The 23,535-nt window shown below is 36.5% G+C and carries 22 protein-coding genes and 2 pseudogenes; 12 read left to right on the forward strand and 12 right to left on the reverse strand.

What is annotated here, in order from left to right; genetic code table 11:
• Window positions 1–41: 41 nt before the first annotated feature.
• From DYI00_RS04940 to DYI00_RS04960, 5 genes are read right to left on the reverse strand one after another with little or no spacing between them, the layout of a single operon-like run.
• Complete coding sequence (locus tag DYI00_RS04940; protein WP_011577323.1) at window positions 42–842, reverse strand: hypothetical protein; 801 nt, start codon at window positions 840–842, stop codon at window positions 42–44.
• Window positions 843–863: 21 nt separating this feature from the next.
• Window positions 864–1,406, reverse strand: a complete 543-nt coding sequence (locus DYI00_RS04945; protein ID WP_011577322.1) for a DUF1882 domain-containing protein — start codon at window positions 1,404–1,406, stop codon at window positions 864–866.
• A 10-nt stretch (window positions 1,407–1,416) separates the two neighbouring features.
• Window positions 1,417–2,667 (reverse strand): serine hydroxymethyltransferase, encoded by a 1,251-nt coding sequence (locus DYI00_RS04950; protein ID WP_011577321.1) that lies wholly within the window; start codon window positions 2,665–2,667, stop codon window positions 1,417–1,419.
• Entirely contained in the window at window positions 2,667–4,172 is a 1,506-nt protein-coding gene (lysS, locus tag DYI00_RS04955; RefSeq protein WP_011577320.1) for a lysine--tRNA ligase, read from the reverse strand. The genes DYI00_RS04950 and lysS overlap by 1 nt, the downstream gene beginning before the upstream one ends.
• A 9-nt stretch (window positions 4,173–4,181) precedes the next feature.
• The gene (locus DYI00_RS04960) at window positions 4,182–4,880 is read right to left on the reverse strand and encodes a CvpA family protein (RefSeq protein WP_011577319.1); all 699 of its coding nucleotides are present in this window, start codon (window positions 4,878–4,880) and stop codon (window positions 4,182–4,184) included.
• A gap of 243 nt (window positions 4,881–5,123) precedes the next feature.
• Between DYI00_RS04960 and DYI00_RS04965 the strand changes: the two genes are divergently transcribed.
• The 3 genes from DYI00_RS04965 to pseI are packed head-to-tail and all read left to right on the forward strand — an operon-like array spanning window position 5,124 to window position 8,064.
• A complete protein-coding gene (locus DYI00_RS04965) occupies window positions 5,124–6,401 on the forward strand; it encodes an apolipoprotein N-acyltransferase (protein WP_011577318.1) in 1,278 nt (425 codons plus the stop codon).
• Complete coding sequence (locus tag DYI00_RS04970) at window positions 6,398–7,039, forward strand: ABC transporter ATP-binding protein (protein WP_011577317.1); 642 nt, start codon at window positions 6,398–6,400, stop codon at window positions 7,037–7,039. The genes DYI00_RS04965 and DYI00_RS04970 overlap by 4 nt, the downstream gene beginning before the upstream one ends.
• Before the next feature lie 2 nt (window positions 7,040–7,041).
• Window positions 7,042–8,064, forward strand: a complete 1,023-nt coding sequence (pseI, locus tag DYI00_RS04975; RefSeq protein ID WP_011577316.1) for a pseudaminic acid synthase — start codon at window positions 7,042–7,044, stop codon at window positions 8,062–8,064.
• A gap of 85 nt (window positions 8,065–8,149) precedes the next feature.
• On the opposite strand, the gene DYI00_RS04980 is transcribed toward pseI, so the two are convergent.
• From DYI00_RS04980 to DYI00_RS05005, 7 genes and pseudogenes are all read right to left on the reverse strand, one after another.
• Window positions 8,150–9,364 carry an LlaJI family restriction endonuclease gene (locus DYI00_RS04980; RefSeq protein WP_104687388.1) on the reverse strand — a complete coding sequence of 405 codons (1,215 nt, stop codon included), beginning with the start codon at window positions 9,362–9,364 and terminating at the stop codon, window positions 8,150–8,152.
• Window positions 9,357–10,701: pseudogene (locus tag DYI00_RS04985) on the reverse strand (McrB family protein). The gene DYI00_RS04980 and the pseudogene DYI00_RS04985 overlap by 8 nt, the downstream one beginning before the upstream one ends.
• Window positions 10,676–11,431 carry a hypothetical protein gene (locus DYI00_RS08750; protein WP_172460809.1) on the reverse strand — a complete coding sequence of 252 codons (756 nt, stop codon included), beginning with the start codon at window positions 11,429–11,431 and terminating at the stop codon, window positions 10,676–10,678. The pseudogene DYI00_RS04985 and the gene DYI00_RS08750 overlap by 26 nt, the downstream one beginning before the upstream one ends.
• Window positions 11,432–11,437: 6 nt before the next feature.
• Window positions 11,438–12,675, reverse strand: a pseudogene (locus DYI00_RS08755) (DNA cytosine methyltransferase); the annotation flags it as partial.
• 345 nt (window positions 12,676–13,020) lie between these two features.
• Complete coding sequence (efp, locus tag DYI00_RS04995) at window positions 13,021–13,584, reverse strand: elongation factor P (protein WP_011577311.1); 564 nt, start codon at window positions 13,582–13,584, stop codon at window positions 13,021–13,023.
• Window positions 13,585–13,605: 21 nt separating this feature from the next.
• A complete protein-coding gene (locus tag DYI00_RS05000; RefSeq protein WP_011577310.1) occupies window positions 13,606–14,529 on the reverse strand; it encodes a class II fructose-bisphosphate aldolase in 924 nt (307 codons plus the stop codon).
• A 9-nt stretch (window positions 14,530–14,538) separates the two neighbouring features.
• A complete protein-coding gene (locus DYI00_RS05005) occupies window positions 14,539–15,435 on the reverse strand; it encodes a peptidylprolyl isomerase (protein ID WP_011577309.1) in 897 nt (298 codons plus the stop codon).
• Between the two features lie 180 nt (window positions 15,436–15,615).
• Between DYI00_RS05005 and DYI00_RS05010 the strand changes: the two genes are divergently transcribed.
• From DYI00_RS05010 to arsS, 9 genes are all read left to right on the forward strand, one after another.
• The gene (locus DYI00_RS05010; protein WP_011577308.1) at window positions 15,616–16,344 is read left to right on the forward strand and encodes an EI24 domain-containing protein; all 729 of its coding nucleotides are present in this window, start codon (window positions 15,616–15,618) and stop codon (window positions 16,342–16,344) included.
• On the forward strand, window positions 16,338–17,105 hold the full coding sequence (gene fliR, locus DYI00_RS05015) for a flagellar biosynthetic protein FliR (protein ID WP_011577307.1): 768 nt from the start codon (window positions 16,338–16,340) through the stop codon (window positions 17,103–17,105). The genes DYI00_RS05010 and fliR overlap by 7 nt, the downstream gene beginning before the upstream one ends.
• 60 nt (window positions 17,106–17,165) lie before the next feature.
• Window positions 17,166–18,257, forward strand: a complete 1,092-nt coding sequence (gene prfB / locus DYI00_RS05020; RefSeq protein WP_011577306.1) for a peptide chain release factor 2 — start codon at window positions 17,166–17,168, stop codon at window positions 18,255–18,257.
• 63 nt (window positions 18,258–18,320) lie between these two features.
• Window positions 18,321–19,049 (forward strand): protein phosphatase CheZ, encoded by a 729-nt coding sequence (gene cheZ / locus DYI00_RS05025; RefSeq protein WP_011577305.1) that lies wholly within the window; start codon window positions 18,321–18,323, stop codon window positions 19,047–19,049.
• A gap of 2 nt (window positions 19,050–19,051) precedes the next feature.
• Window positions 19,052–20,329 (forward strand): peptidase U32 family protein, encoded by a 1,278-nt coding sequence (locus DYI00_RS05030; RefSeq protein WP_011577304.1) that lies wholly within the window; start codon window positions 19,052–19,054, stop codon window positions 20,327–20,329.
• A gap of 40 nt (window positions 20,330–20,369) precedes the next feature.
• Window positions 20,370–20,633, forward strand: a complete 264-nt coding sequence (locus DYI00_RS05035; RefSeq protein WP_011577303.1) for a tetratricopeptide repeat protein — start codon at window positions 20,370–20,372, stop codon at window positions 20,631–20,633.
• Window positions 20,624–21,082: a CiaD-like domain-containing protein gene (locus DYI00_RS05040; protein WP_011577302.1), complete on the forward strand. Its 459-nt coding sequence runs from the start codon at window positions 20,624–20,626 to the stop codon at window positions 21,080–21,082. The genes DYI00_RS05035 and DYI00_RS05040 overlap by 10 nt, the downstream gene beginning before the upstream one ends.
• Window positions 21,083–21,516: 434 nt before the next feature.
• On the forward strand, window positions 21,517–22,194 hold the full coding sequence (gene arsR, locus DYI00_RS05045; RefSeq protein ID WP_011577301.1) for an acid response regulator transcription factor ArsR: 678 nt from the start codon (window positions 21,517–21,519) through the stop codon (window positions 22,192–22,194).
• Window positions 22,195–22,217: 23 nt separating this feature from the next.
• Window positions 22,218–23,492: an acid-sensing histidine kinase ArsS gene (gene arsS, locus DYI00_RS05050; protein WP_011577300.1), complete on the forward strand. Its 1,275-nt coding sequence runs from the start codon at window positions 22,218–22,220 to the stop codon at window positions 23,490–23,492.
• The last annotated feature ends 43 nt before the right edge of the window (window positions 23,493–23,535 follow it).

Here is a 23,535-nt window from a genome sequence, read left to right on the forward strand (position 1 = left end):
AACTTAAAAGAGAGATAACTCTTTTAAGTTTGCAAAAGCCTTTAACGCAATTCTACGACAACAGGTTTAGCCACTTTCTTGCTGACTTCCTCTGCATGCATTAAGGCTTCTTGCTTGCTCTTATAAGGACCTATAAGATAGCGTTTAGTAGCCCCCCTGTCTTCAATCTTATGAGAGAACTGGTTGAACGCTTGCAAAAACGCTTTGTTGGGCGTGTGTGCAAAAACTCCCACCTGTAAATAATGCATTTTAGTAGCATTAACTTTTTTAGTCTTTTTGGAAGTTTCTTTATGGGCTTCTTTTTTGACTTTAGACTCTTTTTTAGCTATATGTTTAGCTTTATCTTTACTGGCTTCTTTATTTTTAGGCGTTACTTTAGGCTTCTTGTTAGAGACCTCTTTTTTAGCCGCAACTTGAGATTCTTTTTGAGCCACCATAGGAGTGTGCTCAACAAAATCCAACTCTTTTTTAGCGTCTTCTAGGGCTTTCATCTCTGTTTGAGCTTGATTGGTTTGAACAGGCATGTTAAACGCATTATCTTCTTGCTTTTTAACATCATCTGCCACTTTGTCTAGCGTGGATTCTTGTTTGGAAGGTTCCATATTCATGCTTTCAAACCCATCGTCTTTTTTCTCATCTTTCGTGTTGCCTATTTTTTGCATCCCGCTATCGGTTTGTAAAAAAGTCTCTTTGGGAGCGACTCTAGTGCTTTTCCAAAACACCATTAAAAGCACCGCTAAAATGATAATGGCTATCGCCACAATCAAAAACACCTTTTTAGTGCCACCTCCATTATTTTCCTCTTCTAAAACCACTTCATCCAATCTTTCTTTTTCTGACATCAAAAATCCTTTCAAAAATTGTTATAAATGCTTCGCCCAAGAGCTTCCTCGCTCTTTTGCAAACACTTCATAAGGTAAAGCTAAAATATTAAATTCCTTAGGCCATTCGTTGCTAGGGAAGACTTTCCACTCTTTAGGCAGCCCTTGCGCCAACTTCATAGATAAGGTTTTAACCAATCTTTCGCCCTCGCCTAATTCCGTATGCCCTTTATGCACATACAAATGCAAATGCCCAGGTGTTTTGGTGTTATAAGCGGTAAAATTCATAAAACCTTCCTCACGAAGCAATAACTGTGCCTTATGATAAAACCGCTCCGGATTCCTTCCGTTATAGTCAAACACAATGTTTTCCACCTTATCGTTACGCAAGATGAGATTGTGTGCGATTTCTACTTCTCTTTTTAAATGTTTTTGAATAAGTGTGCTTGTGAGCATGGCATTGACTCTTTGGAATTTATTATAATAGCAACGCCCTGCATAATCCACCCTCTCCCCCAAGCCTGGTTTTTTTTCAAAATAATGGCTTGTGTCTATTTTAATAAGTTTTAATTCCATTTCTGTCATCTTGACTTCCTTAAAAAATAGGTTGGTGATACACAGGGAATTGACTAGCCATCGCTTTCAATTCTTCTTTCACATGCAATTGCAAACTAACATTATTGATATCATTCAAAATATCTGATATTTTGTTCCCTATGATTTCAAACTCCTTAGTGCCCATGCCCCTTGCACTCAATGCCGCTGAGCCAATCCTTATCCCGCTCGTTACAAAAGGGCTACGCGTTTCACCAGGAATGGTGTTTTTATTCACAGTGATTCCGGCATTCCCTAATGCAATGTCAGCATCTTTTCCGCTATAAGGCTTGTTTAAAAAATCCATTAAAAGCAAATGGTTGGAAGTGCCATCGCTCACTAACTTATGGTTTTTTTCTTTTAACACTTTAGCGAGAACTTGCATGTTAGATTTCACCAACTTTGCATAAGTTTTAAACTCTGGCTTTAAATTCTCTTTAAACCCCACCGCTTTTGCAGCAATCGCATGCATCAAAGGTCCGCCTTGAGTCCCTGGAAAGATCGCTTTATCAATCTTAGCCGCTATTTCTTCATCATTGGTTAAAATAAGCCCCCCTCTAGGCCCTCTTAAAGTCTTGTGAGTGGTGCTTGAAACCACATGGCAATGTGGGAAAGGATGGGCATGCTCACTAGCGACTACAAGCCCTGCCACATGGGCTATATCGCCTAACAGTAATGCCCCCACTTCGTCAGCGATTTCTCTAAATTTCTTAAAATCAATCTCCCTTGGATAGGCTGAAAACCCACACACAATGATTTGAGGTTTAACGCTTTGAGCGATTTTTAGCGTTTCTCCATAATCAATATAGCCATCTAAACCCACGCCATAAGAAAAGCTCTGGTAATGCTTACCGGTCAAACTCACTTTAGCGCCATGCGTTAAATGCCCCCCACAGCTTAAATCCATGCCTAAAATCTTGTCATAAGGCTTTAAAAGGGCGTGATAGACAGCGTTATTAGCTTGCGAGCCTGAATGCGCTTGCACATTAGCAAACTGGCAATTAAAAAGCTTTTTAGCCCTTTCTATGGCCAAGCTTTCTACTTTATCCACCACTTCACAGCCTCCATAATAGCGCTTATTAGGATAGCCTTCAGCGTATTTATTCGTTAAAATACTTCCCATAGCTTCCATAACGCTAGCAAAAGTGTAATTCTCGCTCGCTATCATTTCTAAATGCTCATTTTGGCGCTTAAACTCTTCAAAGATCAACTCAAAAATTTCACTATCGCTTTGTTCTAAAAAATAAGCCATTATTCTTCACTCTCAATATTAAAATCGTTTTTAACAGGACGCATCGCTGGGAATAAAATCACATCTTTAATACTTTTAGCCCCAGTGAGTAGCATCACTAATCTGTCAATGCCTATGCCTTGCCCTGCAGTGGGGGGCATTCCATGAGCTAACGCCCACACATAATCTTCGTCCATGTATTGGGCTTCTTCATCGCCTTTTTCTTTTTCGGCTACTTGATTTTTAAAGCGTTCTAATTGATCTAAGGGGTCATTCAATTCGCTAAAGCCGTTAGCGATTTCTTTTCCTGCAATAAACAATTCAAACCTGTCAGCAATATTAGGGTTACTATCGTTGCGTCTGGCTAGCGGGCTAATCTCAATAGGGTATTCGGTTACAAAAGTGGGGTGAATAAGTTGGTGTTCTACAAAACGATCAAACGCTTCAGCGAGTAATTTACCATGAGTGAGATTAGGCTCTACTTTGATACCTTGCTCTAACAAATAAGCTAAAAGTTTGTCTTCTTTTTCTAGAATCTCCTTGCTAATGCCCCCTATTGTTTCTAAAGCGTCTAAATAGGAAATCACGCTCGTTTGATTGAAATCCACTTCCATGTCGTTATAAATGATTTTTGAATCTAAATTTAAAGTCTTTAGCAAGTAGTCAAATAACCTCTTGCTTAGTTCAATCAAATCTTCATAAGTGTGATACGCCCAATAAAACTCAATCATCGTAAATTCGGGGTTATGGCTATGATCCATGCCTTCATTCCTAAAATTACGATTGATTTCAAACACCGCTTCAAAACCCCCTACAATCAAGCGTTTAAGGTATAATTCTGGGGCAATCCTTAAATACCTTTCAATTTCCAAAGCGTTATGATAAGTGATAAAAGGCCTTGCGTTCGCCCCGCCAGGAATGGGGTGCATCATCGGAGTTTCTACTTCCAAAAAGCCTTCCATTTCAAAGAATTTACGCACGCTAGAGACAATCAAACTGCGCTTTTTAAACACATCTTTAACGCTAGGATTGACTATCAAATCCAAGTAACGCTGGCGGTAACGCAATTCTATATCGCTTAATCCATGAAACTTTTCAGGTAAGGGGACAATGGTTTTGCTTAAAATGTGGAATTCTAGGGCATGAATGCTTAATTCACCGGTTTTAGTGGCAAAAGGAAAGCCTTTCACCAACACAATATCGCCCACTTCTAAATGCTTTTTTAGGCTTTTAAATTCATCGTTCAATTCATTTTGTGAAACATAGGCTTGTAAAATCGCACTTTCATCTTCAATTTTAATAAAACATGCCTTACCCATTAAACGCAAGAGCTTGACCCTCCCTACAATACTCTCGCATTTTTCTTTGTCTTTAGGCCCTTCTAAATCCTTAACATAAGCGTATTTTTCTAAAAAAGCGGCGTTTGTTAGGCTTCGTTTCAAGCCATTTTTATAAGGGTTTTTCCCTTCTTCTCTCAAGCTGTTGGCTTTATGAATGCGTTGTTGGATGTATTGGTTAGAAAACATGTTTTGCCTTTATAGGGGTTCTTTAGATGGGTTTTGGTTGGGCTTAATTAGGTTATCTTTTAGCTCTAGCATGTTTTTAGGCGAATCTTTAGCCTTTTCTTTTAGAACTTCTACGCCCTTATCCATGACCTTATCAAAAGATTCTTTAGCTTTGTTAAAAGATTCTTTATTTTTGACTTCATCGCTCATTTCTTCAAGGTTTTCTTTAAGGTTTTGCTCCACATGTTTGACGCCATCAAGGTGCATGATCTTGCTAGCGATACTTTTCATGGTGGGAAAAATATCGCTTTTTTCTTGCAAGTAGGTATTGGCGTCTTTCATCAATTCCATTTTAGAGAGTGCATAAAGGATGAAAGAAAGCACTAAAAAAGTCTTTAAGCATGAAAAAATAAACCCCAACGCCTTGTCTATAATGCCTAGCCCACTGAACTTCAACACCTTTCCTAGCACCACGCCTAAAGCCAAGAAAAACACCCAAACAGATGCCAACACCAATAAAAAACCAATGAGATTAGTCATGGTTTCATTTCTTAAATCATACAGATGATCTGAAAACAATTGACCGATCGCCACAGAATAGCGAGACGCTAAATACACGCCAAGCACAATCCCTAAAATCCCTGCTACTTCACTCACCAAGCCATGATAAAATCCCCTAATCCCAAAGGCTACCACCACCACAAGTAACGCCAAATCAATATAATTCAAACCCTAAACCCAAACCTTTCTTTCATGCATCTCTATTTCTATTATCTCTATCTCTCATAAAGATAGTGAGTGCTAAAACGCCCATGATTTTAACGCCATCAAGACGCACTCTTTAGACTTGAAATTTTAAAATAATAACATAACTTAAAAAAGACTACCCTTAAAATTAAAATCAAGCTAAAATTCTTTAATAAAATATAGCTATAATATTCTAAAACAATCTCAAGGTTTCAAAATTTAATTATGCGTCTTATTCTGTTCAATCAAAACGCTTTTTTATTGGCATGCGTATTTGTTTCAAGCGTGTATGCGAATGTTTTTTTAGACGCTTTTGCTATTGAAAACCCCTATATTCCTATCATACTCACAAGCCTACTAGCCCCTTTAAGCATGCTAGCGTTTTTAAAAACCCCTAAAAACAGCGCGTTTGCTTTAGGGTTTTTTGTGGGGGCGTTGTTGTTTTATTGGTGCGCTTTAAGTTTTCGCTACTCTGATTTTATTTATTTATTGCCTTTAATCGTTATTTTAATAGCGTTAGTTTATGGGGTTTTATTTTATTTGTTGCTCTATTTTGAAAACCCCTATTTCAGACTTTTAAGTTTTTTAGGTCTTAGTTTTATCCACCCCTTTGGATTTGATTGGTTAGTCTTGGATAGCTTTTTTTCTTACAGCGTGTTTAGGGTGGATCAATTATCGCTAGGGCTTGTTTTTTTGGCTTGCATTTTTTTGAGCGCTAAACAATTTAAAAAATATAGAATCATAGGGGTTTTATTTTTACTTGGCGCGTTAGATTTTAATTTCTTTAAAACAAGCGATTTAAACAAGGTTGGAAACATTGAATTAGTCTCTACAAGAACGCCCCAAGATTTGAAATTTGACTCAAGCTACCTTAATGACATTGAAAACAACATTCTTAAAGAAATCAAGCTCGCTCAAAATAAGAAAAAAACCTTAATCGTCTTTCCAGAGACCGCCTACCCTATCCCCCTAGAAAACTCCCCTTTTAAAGCTAAACTAGAAGATTTAAGCGATGACATTTCCATTTTAATAGGGACATTGCGAACTCAAGGCTATAATCTCTACAACAGCTCGTTTTTATTTTCTAAAGAAAGCGTTCAAGTCGCCGATAAAGTGATCTTAGCCCCCTTTGGCGAAACAATGCCCTTACCAGAATTTCTTCAAAAACCCCTTGAAAAACTCTTTTTTGGCGAGAGCGCTTATTTATACCGCAACGCTTCCAATTTTAGCGATTTCACATTAGATGATTTTACTTTCCGCCCCCTGATTTGCTATGAAGGTACTTCAAAATCCGCTTACTTGAACAGCCCTTCAAAAATTTTTATAGTGATGAGCAATAACGCATGGTTTAGCCCAAGCATTGAACCCACCTTACAAAGAATGCTTTTAAAATACTATGCAAGGCGTTATGATAAAACCATCTTACACAGCGCGAATCTTTCACCTTCTTACATTTTAAGCCCTAGTTTATTGGGCGATATTCTTTTTAGGAAACAATCATGATTAAAGCCGTTAATATTTCTCATGCCTTTGAAAAGCCCCTTTATAGCGGCGTGAATTTACACATTAAACCCAAAGAAAGCCTAGCGATTTTAGGCGTAAGTGGGAGCGGAAAAAGCACGCTTTTAAGCCATTTAGCCACCATGCTAAAACCAAATAGCGGAACGATTAGCTTGTTAGAACACCAAGATATTTATGCCTTAAATTCCAAAAAGCTTTTAGAATTACGGCGCTTAAAAGTGGGTATAGTCTTTCAAGCACATTATCTTTTTAAGGGTTTTAGCGCTTTAGAAAACTTGCAAGTCGCTTCAATCATAGCCAAGCAAGAAATAGATCATTCCATCTTAGAAAAATTAGGCATAGCCCACACCCTAAAGCAAGGCGTGGGCGAATTAAGCGGTGGCCAGCAACAACGATTAAGCATCGCTAGAGTGCTTTCTAAAAAACCCAAAATCATTATCGCTGATGAACCTACTGGGAATTTAGACACCACGAGCGCTAATCAAGTTATTAGCATGCTGCAAAGCTATATTGTAGAAAAAGAAGGGGCGTTAGTTTTAGCCACGCATGATGAACATTTAGCTTTCACTTGCTCTCAAGTCTATCGCTTAGAAAAAGAAGTTTTGATTAAGGAAAAATAAAAATGTTACAATACCCTAAAATTGTCGCTGAATTGAGCGCTAATCATAACCAAGATTTAAATCTCGCTAAAGAAAGCCTTCATGCCATTAAGGAGAGTGGTGCGGATTTTGTGAAGCTCCAAACCTACACCCCAAGTTGCATGACTTTAAACTCCAAAGAAGATCCTTTCATCATTCAAGGCACTTTGTGGGATAAAGAAAATTTGTATGCGTTGTATCAAAAGGCTTCTACCCCCCTAGAATGGCATGCTGAATTGTTTGAGTTAGCTAAAAAGCTTGATTTAGGTATTTTTAGCTCGCCCTTTAGCTCACAAGCTTTAGAGCTTTTAGAGAGTTTGGATTGCCCTATGTATAAAATCGCTAGTTTTGAAATCGTTGATTTAGATTTGATTGAAAAGGTTGCACACACAAAAAAGCCCATTATCCTTTCTAGCGGTATCGCTACACACACTGAATTGCAAGACGCTATAAATTTGTGCAAAGAAGTGAATAATTTTGACATCACCCTTTTAAAATGCGTGAGCGCTTATCCTAGCCAATTAGAAGACGCTAATTTGTTGAGCATGGTTAAATTGGGCGAAAAGTTTGGCGTCAAATTTGGCTTGAGCGATCATACGATTGGCTCTCTTTGTCCCATTTTAGCTACCACTTTGGGAGCGAGCATGATAGAAAAGCATTTCATTTTAAACAAATCCTTACAAACCCTAGACAGCGCTTTTAGCATGGATTTTAACGAATTTAAAAACATGGTCAAAACAATCAAACAAAGTGTTTTAGCTTTAGGCGAAGAAGAGCCCAAAATCAATCCAAAGACTTTAGAGAAGCAAAGATTTTTCGCCCGCTCTTTATTTGTTATTAAGGATATTCAAAAAGGCGAAACATTGACTAGCGATAATATCAAAGCCTTACGCCCCAATCTTGGTCTACACCCTAAATTTTATAAAGAAATTTTAGGTCAAAGAGCATCAAAATTCTTGAAAGCCAACACCCCTTTAAACGCTGATGGCATAAAACGATCGCTGTAGGTTTGTTTTGATGAAAAAGTGGGGTTTTAAAACTTTGTTGTTATCGTTTTAGATTTATTTTATTTTTGATTAAAATTTTTAAAAATTATATTTTATTTTGTTGCACATTTTTTACTAGTAATTTTAAAAGATTATTGGATTTTTTATTGTAATTTTGCATTAAAAATTTAGTGTCTATTAAAATTGTTTGTATGTTTTCATATCGCTTTAGATTGTCTCTCCACTCTCCATTTGCAAAGCCTATATTTTCAAAAATATTATTTAATTTTAGAGGATTGTTAAATCTGTTAAATGGCATTAAAAAGATACTGTAAATCTCTTTTTTTGCTTCCAGTTTTGCCACATATTCGCCATAGACAATCTGTTTTATTATGGATGCACTATTGGGTAAATCGTTTGCAACACCACTTACACCATATTTATAGTATTTTGCATCTAATATATAAATTTTATCTTCAAACAACATGATGCTATCTGGTTGTAATACACAATCAGATTTTTGCTTAGAATAGTGCAAATTCCATTTTATTTTAGGGAAATAAACTTCTTTATTTTTGATACCAAATGCTTTGTCTATCATTTTTTCCCAAATAACATAAAAATTATATGTTCCAAATTTAAAATCAGTCTTATCTAGAACACCATCATCGTGCAAAAGAATATTTTTCATGGATTGAAAAAGGGTTTTTTTGTTATCATTAAATGTGTGATTTAATTTATTTTCAAGCAGATAAATGCAATAATTTTTATCAGTAGGTAGTTTGAATTTTGGTGGCATAAACGAGCTAAAAACAAAGCCAAATTTAGAAAACGCTTCATACACGCAATATTTGTTTATAGCTGTTATCAATTCATTTTCATTTATCATTTTCTTTTTAACTTGAAAACGAGTATAGACAAAAGAGTTTTTATTATTAAGATTTTGAATAATGGGTCTATTTTTCTTAATTATTTTAGAAAAATTTATCTTGCCTTTTGCACTATTTTCATAATAGCTTTTATTTTCTGTGTAGTAACCATGTGATAAAAAATATTCTATGATATTTTTATATGATTTAAGTGGAAAATTTGAGATTATAATATCATTTTTATTATTTAACAAATTTTCATATGCAAATGTTTTGTTATATTCCAAAAGAACAGAAATGAGTTTTTTTATATTTTCTCTGATGCTTTTATCACCGCCTATATCAAATCCTAGTGGGAAACAAATTTGCAAGTCATTATTGACGCTTCTAACACCTACAAAATCATCATTCAATTCATTGTCTGTAAAACAACACGCTTTTAAATTAAACATTGAATAAAAGTTCTTTTATCTCATCATGAAAAATATCAAATTGGGTTCTACCTTTTTCTTTGGTAAAATTCTTTACAACAGCTTCAAGTGTATTAAACTTTATAGTATTAAATATTATATTTCTATCAAATTTAAACACATCGTCCAAAAGATATTTTATGACTTTGTGTGCAAAATTTTCTTTATTCTTTAAATCATCAATACTGACAAAATAAACGCCAAATCGCTTGTCTTCCATAGAGTTCAGCCCCTCGTTATTTTAAGCTATTTTTTCATTCATAGTGGTGCAAAATTTTTGCCAAGTGATATCAGTATCTAAAATTTTCATATTTTTAAAATCATCACTGACATTTTCAAAGGAATTTTCAATAAGTTGCATAGAAAATCTACGCTGAAAGGCAGTATCTAGCGTGAATACATTTTGATCGCTCGTGTTCATTGTGGCTATTATCCATAAATTTGATGAGATCCTTATTTTTGCGTCTTTATCATTATATACAACATTTGCAATATCCATATTATTGATAGCATACCCACTTGAGCCCTTTTTAAAACCATCTTTGTCATGTTTAAGTCTGTCAAGAAGCTGAAAAATTTCCCCAAATATGGCAGGTGCATTACCACGATTTATTTCATCAATCACTAAAATATGCTTAGTTTGTGGGTTATGATACGCCTTTTTAAGAATGTTTGTAAATGGTCCAGGATTAAATTTATAGCTTACAATACCGCTATCATCTATACTCGGTATAATTTGTCCCACAAAATCACTGTAAGAATAGTCAGGATGGAACACTATCCTTTCTACCACGCTGTTATCATTGCAATAATCTCTTTGCAAAGCGTAGCTTTTGCCGCTACCAGGAACACCATAAAGGATTATATTTTTTCCTCCATCTATTCTAACGCTTTCGTCTATTTTATCATCTAAAGATCTTGTTTCATTCTCACTAAAAACCAATAAATGTTTGCTATTATTTATTAAACTATTTAAAACATGATATTTTGTATCAGTTGGTAAAATGATTTCTAATGTGTATTCTTTGGAAGATATGCAAGTAAAAAGTAGAATATCATCAGTTTTTAATTCATGGTCTAATCTGTGTTCTTTTAGCTGATTGACTTCCGCACTGATAATTTTCTTAATTCCTCCACCAAGTCTAGGATCTGTTGCTAAAAGAATGCTAACCTTATCACTATAACCAGATAGCACACCTTTCATATTTACTTCATCTTGATTGTTGGCTTTATCAAAAAAAATGTTCTAAAATACCTCTTGTAATGCTGATTTGTTTGACAATACATTGATTATCAACTTTCCTTAAATAAATTTTCATTTTTTACCTTTTTAAACATCTCATTTTTTACAAACTCCCCCCACTGCTCTGCCATCGCTTTTGCAAATCCTAGGAATGTTTTGCTCCTCCAAATTTGACGCTCTTTAGCTGATTTTGTTTTAGTCAGTCCATCGCTATACCATTTTGCTATTTTTTTACCACTTTTAAACTCTATAAACTCGCCAGGATCAACGATATTTGTATGTTTTAAGGGCGGTAAGTTTTTAAGCCACGAACAAGTCTTTTTTGAAGCGCTATCACCAAAGTGGTAAGGTTGGACTATTTGTTCAGGTTTTTTGTATCTTGTATTCATTATACCAATAGGGTTTTCTATTGCGATATAAGGGATTTTTGCATCCACTAAATCCATAAAAAATTTTAAAGCTTCCTCTCTGTCTTTTGTGCGGTTTGGGAATTTTGGGTGGGGTCTTTTTTGTTCTATGGGCAAATCTTTATCTTTAGGGTGGTAATACCACTTTGCTCCACTAACGGCTAAGAAAGTGCAAGGTGGGTGCACTATCATTATATCCCATTGCGAAACTTTTGCATGTTTGCCATTTTGCAAAACACCGCCTTTATTTTCAATCACTTCAAAAACATCGCAATTAAAATGCCACTCTAGATGCCCACCACTACACTCTAACAAATCACAACTATAAGCGTTGAAACCAAGCTTTCTAAACTCATTACACACTCTTTGGCTTTCTTCACAAGCTATTAAAACATTTATATTAGTTTTTTCATCTAAAACCTTTGCTACTGCTAAAGCTATATTTTTGGCAAAATTGACTAGCACTGCATTGCCTATCATTTTAAAACAAGCCGCTTGTGATCCCATAAATTCAAAATCATTAGGGAAAGTCTGTAAAATCGCTGCTCCTCTTATAGTGATTGAACGGCTTTGATCGGCTTCTAGGTGTATAAACATAAAACCATCTTTTTGTAAATGTGCCACTAATGTTGGCGATGGTTTATCCCATTCTAAATTTCTATATTTGTTATGGTTTGAAACTTTTCCAGTAATCCTAGTATAAAAATCAAGCTTTTCTTTTGTGGGAGCGTTATTCATGTTGTTTTCAATCCAAAATTTCATCGCTTTTAAATCTCGTAGATTATTATATCGTGGAAAATTTTGTGTCAAATGATTTGTGCCGATAAATTCGTGAGAAATGTTTTTATTGTTGATTTTTAGAGGTGTTTTGAGTGGTCTAAACTTGGGTAGATGACCAATAGCGTCTTTAACGCTAAGCGGTGGGTTTTTGGATTTGAGATCGTCTAGGTTTTGATAAAATTTAGATAGTAATTCTTTGCTGTTTTTACGAACGCCAAATATGATTACTCGTTTTCTAGTTTGTGGGACTTCATAATCACCGCTAGAATAGATTATATCTTTCATTCCATTTGGTTTTTTAATTTCATACCCTATTTTTAAAAAAGCTTCATAAACCCTATCTTTCACGAACTGATCACCAGGTTTTGCACTAAGCATGCCAGGAACATTTTCAAACACAAAGCATTTTGGTTGATAACAATCAACTATCCTAACAAAACTTTCAAAAAGATAATTCCTATAATCATATTTTATAGAGTGTTTATCTTGCGCCCTACCTGCAAGAGAATAGGCTTGACAAGGAGGACCGCCAAAGATAACATCTATTTTTCTACCATTAACCACACCATTTAATCCAAATTGACTAACGCTTTCGTCGTTATCAGAGCCATAAATTTTAAGAGTTTCATCACTCCAAGAGCCATTGATCAATTCATCAGTTTTTTGAATATCAAATTTGATAACTCTTTTTTTTGTTTTTTTTCACTAATTTTAAAGCGTTTAATCAAAGCATTTCTCAATGTCATAACCATAGGTTTTTCCCACTCAATGTGGGCTAAAATATTAAATCTATTTGTATTTGCAAAACCCAATGATAAACCGCCAGCTCCACTAAATAAATCTATGCAATTATATTTATTCATTCAAGTTCTTAATACCATTGGTAGTGTTGTAAGTCTGTTTGATTTTTTATTTTTTGTTTCATTTTATCTGCCAACTATCTTTTGCTTTTAAGGTGATTGCAACAAAACAGATTAGGGTAAAAAATAACTTAAAAGAATTTTCTTGTATCCATTTTAATAAAATTTGATGTGAGTTTTCCTTACACCCAAACTCACACTCCTTTAAATGGAGCGAAAAATCCTATCTTTTAATCCCCCTAACCCAAAAGATCGCTTTTTAGAAGATTATCGCTTGCTTAAAATCAAGCTCTTTCATGCTAGATTTTAAAAATGCTTTTGAGTATTTTATCCATACCCAATGAAAAACTATTTCACTTTTTCAAGATACTCTTCTGTTTCGGTATTAACCTTAATAATCTCACCCTCTAAAACATGGAAAGGCACTTGCACAACCGCACCGGTCTCTAAAGTCGCTGGTTTTTTGCTCGCACTTGAAGTATCGCCCTTAAAATTAGGGGCCGTTTCTACAATCTTTAAAGCCACAACTTGAGGCACATCTACTGAAATCGCCTTGTCATTATACAATAAAACTTGCACTTGCATACCATCCAACATCCATTTAGAAGCCTCGCCTACTTGAGAGTCGCTTAAGGCGATTTGCTCATAGCTCTCTATATCCATGAATTGATACGCATCGCCATCATGATAAAGGTATTGCATCGTTTTTTCCACAAGGTTAGGCTCTTCGCACTTATCCCCCGCATGGAAAGTTTTCTCAATCACTTTACCATCTAAAAACGACTTGATTTTCGCGCGCACAAAAGCCGCACCCTTACCGGGCTTGACATGTTGGTATTCTACGATCCTATAAGGCACACCGCCTAATTCAATTTTTAAGCCCTTTTTGAGCTCACTCATCCCAATTGCCATGTTACACTCTTTCCCTGTTAATTAAATTTTATTAGAGCTACCCAAAAGTTTCATGCGCCCTTTGACCACATTTTTAAGCGCTAATTGGGCCGGAGCGAAAAACTTCCTCAAATCAAATTGGCTCTTATCTTCATTGGCCACCTTGCGCACTTCTGCAATAAAAGCGATCCTTAAGTCCGTGTCGGTATTGACCTTATTGATCCCCCCTTTTACGGATTCTTGTAAAAATTCAAAAGGCACGCCTCTAGAACCTTTCAAATCGCCTCCAGCGTCCAAATAAGACTTTCTTACATTATCCGGTATCGCGCTCGCTCCATGCAAAACTAAAGGGATATTAGTGAGTCTTTTGACTTCTTGCAAGCGTTCAAAATCCAATTTTGGCTCACCCTTAAACTTAAACGCTCCATGGCTTGTCCCAATGGCTGGGGCTAAATAATCCACTTGAGATTCTTTGACAAACTGCTCTGCTTCTTTAGGATTCACTAGCACAGCGTCTTTTTCATCTACTGAAATATTGTCTTCAATCCCCATTAAACGCCCCAACTCCGCTTCCACGCTCACTCCAGCGTTATGTGCCATTTTGACCACTTTAGAAGTCAATTCCAAATTTTCTTCAAAAGCATGATGAGATGCATCAATCATCACAGAAGTGAAACCCGCTTTCACGGCTTTTTCACAGCTTTCAAAAGTCGTGCCATGATCTAGGTGTAAAGCTACAGGAATGTGTGGGTAGCGTTCGCACATGATTTTCACCATGCCTACTGTCATATCAATCCCCATGTATTTGATCGCCCCTTCACTCGCTTGAATGAAAAGCGGAGAATTTTCCTCGTTTCCTGCTTCAAAAATGGCGTTTAGCATTTCAAAATTCACAAAGTTAAACGCCCCTACCCCATAACCTTCCTTATGGGCTTTCAATAAGATTTCATTACCTCTAACCAGCATGACAACACCTCATAATTTATCGTTGATAACAATCTTAGCCTGCTTCCTTAGTTGCTCAATTTTTTGATTCATGCGCTCTTGGAAAAGCTTTTCTTGCAACATGCCTTTAATAGTGGGTTTAGCTTGCTCGTAAGTGTAAGTTACAGGGTTATCTTTGGAGATCAAATAGATAATATGATAACCAAACTCCGTTTTAATAGGGGTTTTAGTGTAATTCCCAGGAGTTAAGGCAAAAGCGGCTTTAGAAAAATCCGGAGCCATTTGGTTTTTTTGGAATTTCCCTAAATCGCCACCATTTTGCGCGTTTTTGCTGTTAGGATCGATCGTATCACGATTAGCCAACTCAATGAATTTAGCTTCTCTTTTAGTCTTTGGCTGTTTGTCAATTTCAGAAATAATCCTTTTAGCCTCATCTTCGCTTTTCACTAAAATATGTCTGGCGTGCGCTTCTTGTTTCACAAAAATTTGCTCTTTATTGGCGTTATAAAAATCTTGCATTTCTTTTTCTGGAATTTTAACTTTTTTCACTTGTTCGGCTTGTTTTTTAGCCCAAAATTCCACTAAAGCCTGTTTTTTAACCGCATCAATCATCGCCTTAAATTCTGGAGTGCTATCCAATTTTTCGGTTTTAGCTTCATTTTCCACAAGCACAGTGCGAATGGCTTGCTCAACCAAAGCCTTTTTTTCTTCTTCTTTAAGCTTGTCAAAATCAAAATTAGGGTTTCGTTGCTTGATCGCATCAAAATCGCTTTTAGTGATGGGCTTGCCATCCACTGTTGCTAACACGCCTGCTGAAGCATCAGTCGTTTTTTTGCTGTTATTAGCCGTGTTGTGAGCAGGCTTAGCCCCCAAAAACGATGCACTCAACATACCCATTAACGCTAAACTTAAAATACCTTTTTTCATCTGTGTGTTCTCCACCTTACTAAAATGTCATCATTAAAACTACATTATAGCAAGTTTAAAGCAAAATTCTATACTCTTTTAACTATTCTAGTGTTTTATAAGCTTGACTATGGGATAAGATTAAGGGACTTTGTGCTTAAATACCCCTTATAAAGGTGAGTTTAAGAAGGGTTTTGGGTTATGGTTTTGTCTTTATCTATCCTTAAAAAAAGCTTTGAAGATTTTTTAAGCACTAGAATGCTTTTAATCAATCTTGGTCCCATTCTTTTGAGTTTGGCGTTTTTTGGAATTGTTTTTTACTACGATGGCGAGAGCATTGTGAGATATTGCCAAACCTTATTACCGCAATCTTTAAATGATTATGCCCATGCTCAAGGCTTTTTTTCTAGCGTGTTTGCATGGGTTTTTAAAGCGTTAGTGTATTTTCTTATTTTTTGGATCGTGATTTTTTTGAGTTTAGTCATCAATATTTTTGTGTCTATTTTTTACACCCCTTTAGTGGTTTCCTATTTGCACCAAAAATATTATTCCCATGTTGTTTTAGAAGAATTTGGCTCTATCCTTTTTTCTATTAAATATTTTTTAAAATCGCTCCTTTTTATGCTTTTATTGATGGCGGTTTTAACGCCCTTTTATTCCATTCCTTTTATAGGGATTTTTGGGGTCTTTTTTTCTACAATCGTGCATTTCCTCTTTTTTAAAAACACCATGAGTTTGGATATAGCTAGTGCAATTTTTAATCATCAAAGTTATCAAAACCTCCTCAAACAACACCGTTTGAAGCATTATCGTTTTTCATTTTTTTGCTATCTTTTTTCTCTAATCCCTTTTTTTAATTTTTTTGCCACCTTGTTGCAAACCCTCATGCTCACGCACTACTTTTTTATCCTTAAAGAAAAAGAATGCTAGATTTTATTCAAGAGCTTAGCACCCCGCATGTAAGGGATTTTTTCTTATTATTTTTAAGGGTTAGTGGGGTGCTATCTTTTTTCCCTTTTTTTGAAAACCATTTGGTGCCATTGTCAGTGCGTGGGGCTTTGAGCTTGTATGTGAGTGCGATTTTTTACCCTACTTTAGAATTTTCAAACGCCACTTACACGCCTGAGAGTTTCATCATCGCATGTTTATGTGAGCTGTTTTTAGGGGTGTGCGCGTCTATCTTTTTGCAAATCGTCTTTGCGAGTTTAGTGTTTGCAACCGATAGCATTAGCTTTTCTATGGGGCTTACCATGGCGAGCGTTTATGATCCTATTTCAGGAGCGCAAAAACCCATTGTGGGGCAAGCCCTTTTATTGCTAGCGATTTTAATTTTACTGGATTTATCTTTCCATCATCAAATCATTTTGTTTGTGGATCACAGCTTAAAAGCCGTCCCTTTAGGGCAATTTGTCTTTGAACCGGCACTAGCTAAAAACATTGTCAAAGCCTTTTCGCACTTGTTTATTATAGGGTTTTCTATGGCGTTCCCTATTTTGTGCTTGGTGCTATTGAGCGATATTATTTTTGGAATGATCATGAAAACACACCCTCAATTCAACTTGCTTGCTATTGGTTTCCCAGTTAAAATTGCGATTGGGTTTGTGGGCATTATTTTAATTGTTTCGGCTATCATGGGGCGTTTTAAAGATGAAATCAGTTTGGCGTTTAGTACGATTAGTAAAATCTTTTAAAATAGCCTCTAACAATGCTATAATGACCACTTTAAAACCCCACTTATAAAGGTTCTATTTGTGGATAACTACACTTATAGCGAATTGTTAAAAAGCTTGCAAAACAAATGCGATAATATCGCCTTAATCATCAAGCCTGAAAAGGTCAAACAGAAATTAGAACGCATTGAAAAAGAGCAAGAAGACCCTAATTTTTGGCAAGATGTCTTAAAAGCCAGAGACACCAATAAAGAAAAAGTGCGCTTAAACCGCTTGCTAGAAACCTATCAAAAAACCAAAAACGCTTTAGATGAAAGCGTAGAATTGTTTGAGATCGCCCAAAACGATAACGATGAAGTTACTTTGTCTTTACTTTATGAAGAGGCTCCTATTTTAGAACATGGTGTGCAAAAGGTAGAAATTGAAATCATGTTAAGCGGCGAACATGACGCTTCAAACGCCATTATCACCATTCAGCCTGGAGCGGGGGGGACTGAAAGCCAGGATTGGGCGAGTATTTTGTATCGCATGTATTTGAGGTGGGCAGAAAGAAGGGGTTTTAAAAGCGAGATTTTAGATTATCAAGATGGCGAAGAAGCAGGCATTAAAGGGGTAGCCTTTATTATTAAGGGCGAAAACGCTTATGGCTATTTGAAAAATGAAAGCGGTGTGCATAGGCTTGTTAGGATCTCACCCTTTGATGCAAACGCCAAACGGCACACGAGTTTTGCGAGCGTGCAAATTAGCCCTGAATTGGATGATGATATTGATATAGAAATTGATGAAAAAGATGTCCGCTATGATTATTATAGGGCTAGTGGGGCAGGTGGTCAGCATGTCAATAAAACAGAAAGCGCGGTTAGGATCACGCATTTTCCCACCGGTATTGTGGTGCAATGCCAAAACGACAGAAGCCAACATAAAAACAAAGCGAGCGCCTTAAAAATGCTTAAATCCAAGCTTTATGAATTGGAATTAGAAAAACAACAAAGCACCGCCAAAAATGAAGAAAAAAGCGAGATCGGTTGGGGGCATCAAATAAGAAGCTATGTCCTAGCCCCCTACCAGCAAGTCAAAGACGCTCGCTCCAATATCGCTTATAGCAATGTGGAAGCGATTTTAGATGGCGATATTGACGCCATTTTAGAGGGTGTTTTGATCGCTAAAGCTTAAGTGCGCTAAAATAACAGCAATGCATTATGGTTAAAAACGCTTTTAAACGCACAAGGAATAACGATGACACAAGAAGAATTAGACGCTTTAATGAGTGGGGGCGATTTAGAAAAATTAGAAGCTTTAGAGGCTGAGACTAAAGAAGAAGCTAAAGAAGAGCTCGCTAAAGAGAGTAAAGAAAATTGTAACTCTAGCGAAAAAATGATTGTCAAAAAAGAAGATGCTGAAAAATACGGCAAGATTAGTCCTAACGAATGGCCTCCCCCTCCCCCCACTGAAGAGCATAAGGTCGTGCATCAATTAGACGATGTTACAAGAGATTCTGAAGTGAAAGCCACGCAAATTTTTGATCAATTGGATTTGATTGGGGCTAGTGCTGAAAAAATCGCCAAAATGGTTAAAAAAATCCAAGAACCTCTAAAAAAACACCAAGAAATTTTTGAAAATTTGCATGCCCATTTCCCTAACATTGAATCTTTTAAAACCGTGCTCAATGAACAGCAAGAAATCCTAAACGCCCTAAAAACGATTGAAGAAGAAGCCAATAATTGCTCGGATAGCTCCATGCAAGCGATGGATATTATGCAATTTCAAGATATTCACCGCCAAAAAATTGAACGGGTAGTCAATGTCATGCGAGCGCTCAGCCAATACATGAACTCGCTTTTTGAAGGCAAAATTGATGATTCCAAGCGTGTGGGTTCAGCGACTTATATCACCGGCGATGACGATAAAGATTTAGCTAGTGCTGATGATATTGAAGCGTTGATCGCTTCTTTTGGAGCCAAGTAAAAGTGGCAGAATTACTCTCTCCAGCCGGTAATTTAAAAAAGCTTAAAATCGCTCTCAACTATGGGGCTGATGCGGTTTATGGGGGAGTGAGCCATTTTTCTTTACGCAATCGTGCGAGCAAAGAATTCACTTTAGAGACCTTTAAAGAAGGCATTGATTACGCGCATGCACTGAATAAAAAAGTCTATGCCACGATCAATGGTTTCCCTTTCAATTCACAGCTCAAACTTTTAGAAGAACACATCTCTAAAATGGCAGAGCTAGAGCCGGACGCTTTTATTATCGCTACGCCTGGTGTCGTCAAACTCGCTTTAAAAATCGCCCCACGCATCCCTATCCATTTATCCACGCAAGCGAATGTTTTAAATGTGTTAGATGCACAAGTGTTTTATGATTTAGGGGTTAAACGCATTGTGTGTGCCAGGGAATTGAGCTTGAATGATGCGATTGAAATTAAAAAAACCTTACCTAATTTAGAATTAGAAATTTTTGTGCATGGGAGCATGTGCTTTGCTTTTTCGGGGCGTTGCTTGATTTCGGCTTTACAAAAGGGGCGCGTGCCCAATCGGGGGAGTTGTGCGAATGATTGCCGTTTTGATTATGAATATTATGTCAAAAACCCTGATAATGGCGTAATGATGCGATTAGTTGAAGAAGAGGGCGTAGGCACGCATATTTTTAACGCTAAAGATTTGAATCTCTCTAGCCATATCGCTGAAATTTTAAGTTCAAACGCCATCAGTGCACTTAAGATTGAAGGGCGCACCAAGTCCAGTTACTATGCCGCGCAAACCACGCGCATCTATCGTTTAGCGATTGATGATTTTTATCACAACACCTTTAGACCCAACTTTTATACTAGCGAATTGAACACGCTTAAAAATAGGGGTTTTACCGATGGCTATTTGATGCGAAGGCCTTTTGAAAGGCTAGACACTCAAAACCACCAAACAGCCATTAGTGAAGGGGATTTTCAAGTCAGTGGCGAAGTGACCGAAGATGGGCGTTTTTTTGCGTGCAAATTCACCACCACCACTAACATCGCCTATGAAATCATCACCCCAAAAAATGCGGCTATCACGCCCATAGTCAATGAAATTGGCAAGATTTATACCTTTGAAAAACGCTATTATTTGGTGCTTTATAAAATCCTTTTAGAAAATAACACCGAGTTAGAAACTATCCATAGCGGGAATGTGAATTTAGTGCGACTGCCCACGCTTTTACCGGCGTTTAGTTTTTTACGCACCCAAGTGGAGTCTAAAATGGGATTTGATTGACGCTAAAAATCGTGGTATTAAAAACAATTAAGAGAAGATCATGCCATTAGAAACCATCACGCTCGCTCGTATTTATGAAGAACAAGGGTTTTTAAAAGAAGCGTTGCAAATTTATGCGAATATTTTAGAAAAAACCCCTAACCATCAAGAGGCCTTAAAACAAATGAAACGATTAGAAAAAATCCAAAACAATCTCGCTCATTTCAAGCACAACGCACTATTGGAACGGCATTATTTAAATTTTATCAAAGGGGATTTTTTGAATGTTGAGAATTTAGAAAAATGGCTGGTAGAATGGAATTGAAAAATATTATTTCAGAAACCCTTAACGAGATTGAAAAAATGGCTAAAACGATTGATGATTTTGATGTGACGCAAAAAACGCCCTCTTTTTTTAAAACGCCCCCTTATTTGCAAAACACCAAAAACGCTGAAACGCCACCAATTAGTAACACGGAGCCAAAAAACACCCCTAAAATAGAAACGCAAGAAAAAATCGTAGGAGAAAACCATGCACAAGAAATCATTATAAAAGAAATCACAACAGAAACCCCAAAGCAAGTGCAAATTTCAAGCGAGCGGGTTTTTTTAAAAAATTTACTAGAGAGAACTTTAGTGCTTTTTAAAGGCATGCAAGCTTTAGAAGAAAAGGAGGCGATAGAACGCTTGGATTTAGTGGCGCGTTTCTTACAATACCAATTGAGCGTGCTTGAAAAGCGCTTGGAGTCTTTGGAGGAAGAATACACAGAATAAAAAATGCTTTTAGCATTTTTACAATCAACACTAAAGAGCTTGCGTGAGCGAGCGGTATTTTCTTAAGCGGTCTTCTTGGGTTAGGAGGTTTCTTAAGGGGGTTAAGGGGAGAGTTATTTCAAAATGCTCCCTATCCCCTTAAGGAAATGAGTTTTACTATAAAAATAAAGTTAAAAAACCCTATTTTTTAAGGAAATAAAAATAAATTTTTAACTTTTTAATCCATAAAAACAAAGCCTTAAACCGCCATTGATCACTATGATAATGTTTGGGATTTTTATTTATATTTCAGCAATAACATGCTATAATTAGACTCTTTGCTAATGAAATTAGATTTTTAAAAATCGTTTAAAAATCGTTTAAAAATCGTTTAAAAATCGTTTAAAAATCGTTTAAAAATCGTTTAAAAATCGTTTAAGGAGTTACCAAGATCAATGATAGAAGTTTTGATGATTGAAGATGATATAGAATTGGCTGAATTTTTGAGCGAATTTTTATCCCAACATGGCATCCATGTCACCAATTACGATGAACCCTATACCGGCATTAGTGCAGCCAACACGCAGCATTACGATTTGTTGTTGTTGGATTTGACTTTGCCTAATTTGGATGGGCTTGAAGTGTGCAGACGCATTTCCAAGCAAAAACACATCCCCATTATCATTTCTTCAGCAAGAAGCGATGTGGAAGACAAGATTAAAGCACTAGATTATGGGGCGGATGATTACCTCCCTAAACCCTATGATCCTAAAGAATTGTTAGCTCGTATCCAGTCTTTACTCAGGCGCTCCCATAAAAAAGAAGAAGTGAGTGAGCCTAGCGAAACGCATATGTTTAGGATAGATAAAGACAGCCGAGAAGTGTATATGCATGAAAAAAAGCTAGACTTAACTAAGGCTGAATACGAAATCCTTTCGCTTCTCATCAGCAAAAAAGGTTATGTGTTTAGCCGTGAAAGCATTGCGATTGAGAGCGAGAGCATCAACCCTGAAAGCTCCAATAAAAGCATTGATGTGATCATTGGCCGTTTGCGATCCAAAATTGAAAAAAACCCCAAACAGCCAGAGCATATCATTTCGGTTAGGGGGATTGGCTATAAATTAGAATATTGATTCTAATAAGGAGCTAAAGGATTTTGCGTTTTTCTATCTTTTTTAAAGTTTTCGTTTTGTTTACGATAACGCTCTTTAGTTTTGGGGCGTTCGCTTACTATTTCGTGTCTTCTCAAATCAATCACGAAAAGTATCAAAATGAAATGCGCCACTATCAATTTGTGACCACGATTAATGAAATTTTAAACAAATACTCTGATTATGACGCCGTAGAAGCTTACCTCTATAAAATTGGTTTTAGGGAAACCACGATAGAAAATTTAGAAAAAATTCTAGTCAAAAGACGCCACCAGTTGCACCATAGAGATATGGGGTATGCGGAAGTGTTTAAATTCAGCGACATGATTTTTATCCTTTTGAAAAAGAAAGAGCGTTTTGTGCTTTATAAGGATTTACACTCCATTTCTTATAGGAATTATTTCTTTGCGATTACGGTAGGCTTGTTGTTGATTTTATCGCTCTTTTTACTTGTTTTGCAGAGTTTATTGCCTTTAAGAGAGTTAAGGACTCAAGTCAATCGCTTCGCTCAAGGGGATAAAAGCGTGAGTTGCAAGAGCAAGCAAAAAGATGAAATAGGGGATCTAGCTAACGAATTTGATCATTGCATCCAAAAAATCAACGCGTTGGATGAATCACGGATCTTATTCTTGCGCTCCATCATGCATGAATTGCGCACCCCTATCACAAAAGGCAGGCTCTTAAGCGAAATGCTCAAAGAAGAACTGCCTCAAAAGCGCTTCATTTCTATTTTTGAACGCTTGAACATGCTGATTGAGCAATTTGCCCGCATTGAGCAGCTCGCTTCAAAAAATTATAGGCACAGTAAGGAAAAATTTTTAATCAGCGATTTGATTGATAAGATTGAAAAAATGCTTTTGATTGATATGGATAAAGAAAGCCCTATCCATGTGCCCTCTTCAAATCATATCATTGAAGCGGATTTTGACTTGTTTTCCATAGCGTTAAAAAACATGATAGACAATGCGATCAAATACAGCGATGACAAACAAGTGTTTTTGGACTTCATCGGCAATGATTTGGTGATCTCAAACAAAGGCGAGCCTTTAAAAGAAGATTTTGAAAAGTATTTGCAACCTTATTTTAAATCTCCTAACCCAAGCCAAGCCCATGGCTTTGGGTTAGGCATGTATATCATTAAAAATGCTTTAGAGACTATGGGGTTGGATTTGAGCTACCATTATAGCGAGGGGAAAAATTGTTTCACTATCCATGATTGCGTTTTGAATTATTGCGATTTAAAAAATGGCGAAGAGCTACCCCCCCCTCCGAAAATTTGAAAGAAATAAAAGAGATGAAAGAGACAAAAAAGACCGATTGCAA

The organism is Helicobacter acinonychis (genome assembly GCF_900461455.1).
Lineage (GTDB): Bacteria > Campylobacterota > Campylobacteria > Campylobacterales > Helicobacteraceae > Helicobacter > Helicobacter acinonychis.

Excerpts from the sequence above, each read along its gene's own strand:
- DYI00_RS04940 (WP_011577323.1), bottom strand. The coding sequence starts at position 842 with ATGTCAGAAAAAGAAAGATTGGATGAAGTGGTTTTAGAAGAGGAAAAT.
- DYI00_RS04945 (WP_011577322.1), bottom strand. The coding sequence starts at position 1,406 with ATGACAGAAATGGAATTAAAACTTATTAAAATAGACACAAGCCATTAT.
- DYI00_RS04950 (WP_011577321.1), bottom strand. The coding sequence starts at position 2,667 with ATGGCTTATTTTTTAGAACAAAGCGATAGTGAAATTTTTGAGTTGATC.
- lysS (WP_011577320.1), bottom strand. The coding sequence starts at position 4,172 with ATGTTTTCTAACCAATACATCCAACAACGCATTCATAAAGCCAACAGC.
- DYI00_RS04965 (WP_011577318.1), top strand. The coding sequence starts at position 5,124 with ATGCGTCTTATTCTGTTCAATCAAAACGCTTTTTTATTGGCATGCGTA.
- DYI00_RS04970 (WP_011577317.1), top strand. The coding sequence starts at position 6,398 with ATGATTAAAGCCGTTAATATTTCTCATGCCTTTGAAAAGCCCCTTTAT.
- pseI (WP_011577316.1), top strand. The coding sequence starts at position 7,042 with ATGTTACAATACCCTAAAATTGTCGCTGAATTGAGCGCTAATCATAAC.
- DYI00_RS04980 (WP_104687388.1), bottom strand. The coding sequence starts at position 9,364 with ATGTTTAATTTAAAAGCGTGTTGTTTTACAGACAATGAATTGAATGAT.
- efp (WP_011577311.1), bottom strand. The coding sequence starts at position 13,584 with ATGGCAATTGGGATGAGTGAGCTCAAAAAGGGCTTAAAAATTGAATTA.
- DYI00_RS05000 (WP_011577310.1), bottom strand. The coding sequence starts at position 14,529 with ATGCTGGTTAGAGGTAATGAAATCTTATTGAAAGCCCATAAGGAAGGT.
- DYI00_RS05005 (WP_011577309.1), bottom strand. The coding sequence starts at position 15,435 with ATGAAAAAAGGTATTTTAAGTTTAGCGTTAATGGGTATGTTGAGTGCA.
- DYI00_RS05010 (WP_011577308.1), top strand. The coding sequence starts at position 15,616 with ATGGTTTTGTCTTTATCTATCCTTAAAAAAAGCTTTGAAGATTTTTTA.
- fliR (WP_011577307.1), top strand. The coding sequence starts at position 16,338 with ATGCTAGATTTTATTCAAGAGCTTAGCACCCCGCATGTAAGGGATTTT.
- cheZ (WP_011577305.1), top strand. The coding sequence starts at position 18,321 with ATGACACAAGAAGAATTAGACGCTTTAATGAGTGGGGGCGATTTAGAA.
- DYI00_RS05035 (WP_011577303.1), top strand. The coding sequence starts at position 20,370 with ATGCCATTAGAAACCATCACGCTCGCTCGTATTTATGAAGAACAAGGG.
- DYI00_RS05040 (WP_011577302.1), top strand. The coding sequence starts at position 20,624 with ATGGAATTGAAAAATATTATTTCAGAAACCCTTAACGAGATTGAAAAA.
- arsR (WP_011577301.1), top strand. The coding sequence starts at position 21,517 with ATGATAGAAGTTTTGATGATTGAAGATGATATAGAATTGGCTGAATTT.